The sequence below is a fragment of the Actinomadura logoneensis genome (genome assembly GCF_003428695.1).
Classification (GTDB): Bacteria; Actinomycetota; Actinomycetes; order Streptosporangiales; family Streptosporangiaceae; genus Spirillospora; species Spirillospora logoneensis.
The window spans coordinates 1-4,828 of the sequence record NZ_QURH01000133.1 but is presented as its reverse complement, the minus strand read 5'-3'; the positions used below and the strand labels follow the sequence as shown (position 1 = coordinate 4,828).

Genomic DNA, 4,828 nt, shown 5'->3' with positions numbered 1-4,828 from the left:
GGACGGCGGACGCGCCGGGGACGTCGTGCTGACCGTCCGCGACCACGGCGACGGGCTGCCGGACGGGCTGCTCGCCGAACTGCGCGCCGAGGGGCCGCGCCGGTTCCGGACCGGAGCGCCCGAACGCGGCAGGGGCCACGGCCTCGGCCTGACCATCGCCGCGGGCCAGGCCCGGGTGATCGGCGCGCGGCTGCTGTTCGGGAACGCCCCGGACGGAGGCGCGCTGGTGACCGTCCGGCTCCCGGCGATACACGGCTGATACACGGTCGAGCGCTGGCCGCGGCACGGCTCTGACGGGGCCGACATCCGCCGTGACCAGGGTGGCCGATGTGCGCGAAAGCCGCGCATCGTTCCCTGGGAGGCATGTCGTGACGTCTTCTTCTCCGCGGCCCCGGCGCGGCCGTCCGCTCGTGTTCGGTTCGGCGGCCGTGATCGCCCTGGTGCTCGTCGGACTGCTGGGCGTGGGGACGGCCCTCGTCTTCGGCCGGAAACCGGTTCCGGGGGCCGGAGGCGCGGGACCGGGGGACCGGCTCGGGCTGCCGTGGCCCCGGACCGGGCAGGCGGCCGTCGAGATCGACGGCCTGGGCGGGCCCGTCACCGGTGGTGAGCAGAAGCGGGTGCCCATCGCCAGCGTCACCAAGGTGATGACGGCCTATGTGGTCCTGCGCGACCATCCGCTGCGGGCGGGCGAGGACGGGCCGCTGCTGACGATCGACCGGACGGCGTCCAGCGAGTCGGGCAACCGGGACGAGTCGACGGTCTTCCTGGGGGAGGGGCAGCGGTTCAGCCAGCGGCGGATGCTCCAGCTCATGCTGCTGCCGTCGGCGAACAACGTCGCGCGGCTGCTGGCGCGCTGGGACGCGGGCTCGGAGACGGCGTTCGTCCGGAAGATGAACGAGGCCGCCGCGCGGCTGGGGATGCGCGACACCGTCTACACGGGGGCGAGCGGCTACGAGTCCAGCACGGTGAGCACGGCCGCCGACCAGCTCCGGCTGGCCGGGGCGGCGATGGGGGAGCCGGCGCTGCGCGCGGTCGTCGCGGCCAGGGAGGCGACCGTTCCGGGCGTCGGGGTCGTCCGCAACACCAACAGGCTGCTCGCCGATCCGGGCGTGGTCGGGCTCAAGACCGGGTCCAGCACCCCGGCGGGCGGGGCGCTGATGTGGGCGGCTCACCCGGCGTCCGGGGACCGCTCGCGGCTGATCCTCGGCGTCGTGCTGCGGCAGGGTGAGGCCGGGGCGGGCCTGGACGCGAAGCTGGAGGCCGCCTTCGACAGCAGCCGCAGGCTGCTCGAGGCGGCCCGGCGGTTGGCGCCGGGCAGCGCCTCGACGTCGGCGTCCGGGCTCTGAGCTGCGGTTTCGCTGGGCTGGGCCGTCCGGGACGGGACGCCTCCCACGAAATGTCGGTGGCTTCGCCTACGGTCGGGACGTCGGTCCAGAACCACCGCGTCGGCCAGTGAGGGTGACCCGAATGGCGAACAGCACCATCGACCGGGAGCGCGAGTTCGAGGAGCTCGTCGATCCGTACCGGCGCGAGCTGCTCGCGCACTGCTACCGGATGACGGGCTCGCTGCACGACGCGGAGGACCTGGTCCAGGAGACCTATCTCAGGGCCTGGCGGTCCTACGAGGGCTTCGAAGGGCGGTCCTCCTTGCGCACCTGGCTGCACAGGATCGCGACGAACGCGTGCCTGACCGCGATCGAGCAGCGCGGCCGGCGGCCGATGCCCACCGGGCTCGGCGGCCCGAGCGACGAGCCCGAGCGGCCGGTCGTCGCCTCGCCCGAGGTGCCGTGGCTGGAGCCCGCGCCCGACAGCCTGGTCGCCGCCGACCCGGCCGACCCGGCGTCGATCGTCGCGGCCCGGGAGAGCACCCGGCTGGCGTTCGTCGCGGCGCTCCAGCACCTGCCCGCGCGGCAGCGGGTCACGCTCATCCTGCGGGACGTGCTGAAGTGGAAGGCGGCGGAGGTCGCCGAGCTGTTCGGCACGAGCACCGCGTCGGTGAACAGCGCCCTGCAGCGCGCCCGCGCGCAGCTGGCCGAGCACGCGCCCGAGCGCGACGAGCTGGTCGAGCCGACCGACCCCGCGCAGCGCGACCTGCTGGAGCGCTACGCCAGGGCGTTCGAGGAGGCCGACATCGACGGCCTGGTCGAGCTGTTCAAGGAGGACGCGGTCTGGGAGATGCCGCCGTTCCCCGAGTGGTTCGTCGGCCCGGAGCACATCGCCCGGCTCATCAAGTCGCAGTGCGGGCCGGACCGGGCGACGTTCCGGCTGCTGCCGACCGGCGCGAACGGCCAGCCCGCCTTCGCCCTCTACAAGCGCGGCGACGACGGCGTCTACCGGCCGTACCAGCTCCAGGTCCTGGAGGTGGCGTCCGACGGCGTGCGGCACGCGTCGGTGTTCTTCGACACCCGCCTGTTCCCCTTCTTCGGGCTGCCCGACACCGCCTGACCCGCCCGTTCGCCTGCGCGTCCGGCACGGGCCGGCGCGTCCTCGGCCGACGTGCCCGTTCACGACCGCGACCGCGACCGCGACTGCAACCGCGCGGTCGCCGCAGCGCTGTCGCCGGTCCAAACGCCGACCGAGCGCGACGCGTCCGGCACGACCGTGCTCCTGGACGAGTACTGGGCGACCTGGCTGCGGCGGCTGCGGCCCGCGCACCTGGATACGTGGCAGGATCAGCCTCCGCTATGTCCTGACTTGCCGAAAATTCCGCCAGACTGCCCCTGAAGTGACTGGACACCGCCATAATGTCGTGATCTTCACAGCATGGGGGTAGGGCAGGATGGACGGGGACAGCACGGCGCTCGGCAGCCGCTACACGCTGGTCGACATGATCGGCCAGGGCGGCATGGGCGTGGTGTGGCGGGCACGCGACCGCGTGACCGGCGAGGAGCGCGCGGTCAAGGTGCTGCGGCCCGAGCTCGCGGTCGACCCGGCCGCGGTGACCAGGTTCGTGCGGGAGCGCACCGCGCTGCTGCGGGTCCGGCACCCGAGCGTGGTGACCGTGCACGACCTGGTCGTGGAGGGCGACCGGCTCGCCCTGGTCATGGACCTGGTGACCGGCGAGGACCTGGCCGAGTACCGCGGCCGGCGCGGCGGCGCGCTGGGGCACGCCGAGGCGGCCTGGCTGGTCGCCCAGGTCTGCGCGGCCCTCGTCGCGGTGCACGAGTCGGGCCTGGTCCACCGCGACCTCAAGCCCGCCAACGTGCTGCTCGACCACGGCACGCCCGAGCGGCCGGTGCGGCTCGCCGACTTCGGCGTCGCCCGGATCGCCACCGGGGACGACCTCACCGCCACCGGCAACATCGTCGGGACGCCGCGCTACATGGCGCCGGAGGTGCTGGAGGGCGCCGAGCCGGGCCCGCCGGCCGACGTCTACGCCGCGGGCATCACCCTGTACGAGCTGCTCGCCGGACGCCAGCCGTTCGGCGGTGGCAGCATCTCGGCGGTCCTGCACGAGCACCTGCACGTCCCGCCGCCTCCGCTGCCCGGCCTGCCTCCGGAGCTGTGGACGCTGCTGGAGCAGAGCCTCGAGAAGCAGCCGATCGCCCGCATCGGCGCCTACGACATGGGCCGCCGCCTGATGGAGTTCGCCCAGGCGAACCACCGCGGCCGGTTCGCGATCACCGTTCCGAACAGGCCGCCGTCCCGTCCGGGCGCGGCGGGGGCGGCCGGTGCGGCGGGCGCGGCCGGGGCCGCCGGGACCTCGGGGACGTTCGGCGGTCTCGGGACGAGCCAGCCGTCGCTGCCGCAGGGCGCGTCACTTCCGAACGGCGCTTCCCTGCCCGACGCCGCGTCCCAGTCGCAGGGGGGTATGACCCCGCAGGGCGGGTTCACGCCGCAGGGCGGGTTCACCCCCCAGGGCGGAATCACGCCGCAGGGAGTCTCCGCGATGCAGCAGGGCGGGCATCCGGGGGCCGGAGGCTCGCCGGACGGCACGGAATCACGCCGCAGGGAGTCTCCGCGATGCAGCAGGGCGGGCATCCGGGGGCCGGAGGCTCGCCGGACGGCACGGTGGCCGTGAGCAGGAGCGGCGGAGGGGCCCGGCGCGGCGCGCTGATCGGCGCGGGCGCGGCGGCCACGGCGGCGGTGGTCGCCACCGGGGTCACGCTCGCGCTCACCGCCGGGGGCGGCGACTCCGGGAAGGACCAGGTCAAGACGATGGGCGAGGCGTCCCGCGGGACGCTCGCCGCCGGGCCCGGGAGCGGTTCGGCGCGTCCGAGCGGCAAGGGGAAGCGCTCGCCCGGCGCGACGCCGTCCGCGTCCGGGTCGGGTTCGGCGTCGCCGGGCGGCTCGCCTGGCGCGTCCCCCTCGTCCCCGGGGGCGCCGACCAAGGGTTCGGGACCGGGGTCCGGCCCGGCCGGTGGCGGCGGTGGCGGAGGGAACTCGCCGAAGGCCACCGGATGGATGTGCGGCCCCCGCCAGGAGGCCGACCGCAGGCAGCACTACCTGACGGCGTGCATCCGCTTCGACGGGCAGTACGTGCGACTGCGGGCGACCCTGGATCCCGTGGCCTCCCGCAACGATCCCAAGCTGATCGCCTCCAACCAGATGCGGATCATCCTGGTGCTCAAGCGGGCCGCCGACCAGACCAACGCCGGAACCTGGACGTCCCCGCCCTGCACCACGCTGGTCTGCACGTGGGAGTACGCCACCATCCCCGCCAGGGACACCTACCGGACGCTGGCGAAGTTCTCCTACCAGGGCATCTGGCAGGGAGACAGCAGGGAGAGCCCTCCCCTGAACTTCTGACGGACCGCCTGCCCGGGCCGTCCGCCAGGCCCGCCGTCCGAGCGACCGCCCGGCTCGCCGACCTCTCCGGTCGGCGAGC

5 protein-coding genes are annotated in these 4,828 nt (G+C 74.8%); all 5 read left to right on the top strand.

What is annotated here, in order from left to right; genetic code table 11:
- On the top strand, nt 1-259 hold a 259-nt coding region (locus tag DZF91_RS07095; RefSeq protein ID WP_147341037.1), incomplete at its 5' end, for an ATP-binding protein.
- Nucleotides 260-368: 109 nt separating this feature from the next.
- On the top strand, nt 369-1,346 hold the full coding sequence (locus tag DZF91_RS07090) for a D-alanyl-D-alanine carboxypeptidase family protein (RefSeq protein WP_117356684.1): 978 nt from the start codon (nt 369-371) through the stop codon (nt 1,344-1,346).
- Nucleotides 1,347-1,467: 121 nt separating this feature from the next.
- Entirely contained in the window at nt 1,468-2,445 is a 978-nt protein-coding gene (locus DZF91_RS07085) for a sigma-70 family RNA polymerase sigma factor (RefSeq protein ID WP_117356683.1), read from the top strand.
- 334 nt (nt 2,446-2,779) lie between these two features.
- A complete protein-coding gene (locus tag DZF91_RS07080) occupies nt 2,780-4,021 on the top strand; it encodes a serine/threonine-protein kinase (RefSeq protein ID WP_117356682.1) in 1,242 nt (413 codons plus the stop codon).
- Nucleotides 4,018-4,749, top strand: a complete 732-nt coding sequence (locus DZF91_RS07075; protein WP_158587867.1) for a hypothetical protein — start codon at nt 4,018-4,020, stop codon at nt 4,747-4,749. Before DZF91_RS07080 ends, DZF91_RS07075 begins: the two co-directional genes overlap by 4 nt.
- The last annotated feature ends 79 nt before the right edge of the window (nt 4,750-4,828 follow it).

Bases quoted from the DNA above. Each gene is read 5' to 3' on its own strand.
- DZF91_RS07085 (WP_117356683.1), top strand. From the start codon at position 1,468: ATGGCGAACAGCACCATCGACCGGGAGCGCGAGTTCGAGGAGCTCGTC.
- DZF91_RS07080 (WP_117356682.1), top strand. From the start codon at position 2,780: ATGGACGGGGACAGCACGGCGCTCGGCAGCCGCTACACGCTGGTCGAC.